This window comes from Rudaea sp. (assembly GCF_036383415.1).
Taxonomy (GTDB): Bacteria; Pseudomonadota; Gammaproteobacteria; order Xanthomonadales; family Rhodanobacteraceae; genus Rudaea.
Map to the genome: position 1 here is coordinate 1 of NZ_DASVOK010000120.1, position 1,689 is coordinate 1,689.

Here is a 1,689-nt window from a genome sequence, read left to right on the forward strand (position 1 = left end):
GCGCGCACGAGCGCCGGCAGGCAGCAAGCGAGGGCGATCGACGCCAGTGCCAGTGCGGCCTGCGTGGCCCAAGTGCCGATCTTCATGCGCGTGTAGGCGCGCTCCGCAGGCGCGAGGCCGATGGCATCGGCATGGCGCAGCGCGTGGCGGAACAGCAGCACGAACACCGCCGAGATTGCGGCGAAGCCAAGGCCGAACACGAGGTAGGCCGCGCGCAGTTCCTCGACCGTGGCGAGCTGCCTGACCGAGCCGTCGCTCAAGCCGCCGCCGCTGAAGCCCATGAACATCTGCGCGAACAGCATGCGCAACGGATAGACGTAGATCAGCACGATGAAGACGAGCAGCAGGCTCAGGCTCACGCCGGTCGAATCCTCGAGGTCGTAGCAGCGGCTCCATTCGCGATGCGAGAGCCAGATGCGTGCGATCAGCAGGAAGCAGACCGCGAACGTGGGCAGGCCGCGCAGCGCGGTCAGCATTTCGTCGACCGAGGCCGGCACGTGGCCGATCGAGATGATGACGAGAGTGACTGCGAATGCGAACGAGGCGTCGACAAAGCCTTCGAGCCGCGTCGGCTGATGGCGTCGGATCTGCATCACGCGGCTGAGGTCATTCGCCATTGATCGGGCTTTTCGGGTGCGAACGCGAAGCATAGGTGCTGGCGTACGCGAAGCAAAGACCGCGCTGGAGTAGAATGCGGGAATTCCTTCCGCGGACGAATCATGTTCACCGCCGCTGCACTTCAGTCCGACAGCAAGCCCGAACAGTACGCCGAACTCGCCGAGCAGGCGCGTGGCCTGCTGCACGGCGAACGCGACCGCATCGCCAACGCGGCCAACTTCGCCGCGCTCGTGTACAACGCCTTGCCCGGCCTCAACTGGGCCGGGTTCTATTTCTTCGACGGCACGGAACTCGTCGTCGGCCCGTTCCAGGGTCAGCCGGCCTGCGTGCGCATCGCGCTCGACAAGGGCGTGTGCGGCGCGGCCGCCTCGACGCGACAGACCCAGGTTGTGCTTGATGTGCATGCGTTCCCCGGCCACATCGCCTGCGATGCGGCATCGCGCTCGGAAATCGTCGTGCCGCTCGTGGTCGACGGCAATCTGCTCGGCGTGTTCGATGTCGACAGTCCGGAGCTCGCGCGCTTCGACGAGGACGATCGCGTCGGCATGGAGCGGTTGGCTGCCATTTTTCTGCAATCGCTGCGCGCCGAATAGGAAACGACGATGGCTGCCAAAGAAACCCCGGGAAAGATCCGCAACGTCGGACCCAAGTCGGCCGCGTGGCTGCGTCAGGTCGGCGTGCGCACGCAGGACGATCTCACGCGCCTCGGCGCGGTCGAGGCGTTCATGAAGGTCAAGCGCGCGGGTTTCCGGCCGAGCCTCAACCTGCTCTACGCGCTCGAAGGCGCGCTTGCCGACTGTCATTGGGCCGACTTGCCGGAGGAACGCAAGGCCGCGTTGCTGGCCGGCGCCGAGGCGGCCGAAGCGGCCAATCCGATCAAGACGCGCTGGCAGAAGCAGGCCGACCGCAGCGCGGCGGGTGCGTCCGGTGCCAGCGGTTCGAGTGACGATGGCGATGCGTCTTCATCGGGCTTTCTCGACGACGATCGAGGCAGTGCGTCGCCCGACGGGCCGGCCAACCGGTTCGAATAGTTTCTCTTCCCTTCCCGAGGGGAGAAGGGAAGATCAGGCC

The 1,689-nt window shown here is 66.2% G+C and carries 3 protein-coding genes; 2 read left to right on the plus strand and 1 reads right to left on the minus strand.

The annotated features are described in order from the left end of the window. Nucleotides 1-617 (minus strand): TMEM175 family protein (locus VF497_RS04555; protein WP_330886455.1); only part of this gene is annotated, 617 nt, incomplete at its 3' end. A 102-nt stretch (nt 618-719) separates the two neighbouring features. On the opposite strand from VF497_RS04555, the gene VF497_RS04560 reads away from it, so the two are divergent. Together VF497_RS04560 and VF497_RS04565 are read left to right on the plus strand one after the other, a co-directional pair. After that, on the plus strand, nt 720-1,211 hold the full coding sequence (locus tag VF497_RS04560; RefSeq protein WP_330886456.1) for a GAF domain-containing protein: 492 nt from the start codon (nt 720-722) through the stop codon (nt 1,209-1,211). 9 nt (nt 1,212-1,220) lie between these two features. Continuing rightward, nucleotides 1,221-1,649 (plus strand): TfoX/Sxy family protein, encoded by a 429-nt coding sequence (locus VF497_RS04565; RefSeq protein ID WP_414706841.1) that lies wholly within the window; start codon nt 1,221-1,223, stop codon nt 1,647-1,649. Nucleotides 1,650-1,689 lie beyond the last annotated feature (40 nt).

What these genes read in the sequence shown, in the direction of transcription:
- VF497_RS04560 (WP_330886456.1), top strand. Translation starts at nt 720, where the DNA reads ATGTTCACCGCCGCTGCACTTCAGTCCGACAGCAAGCCCGAACAGTAC.
- VF497_RS04565 (WP_414706841.1), top strand. Translation starts at nt 1,221, where the DNA reads ATGGCTGCCAAAGAAACCCCGGGAAAGATCCGCAACGTCGGACCCAAG.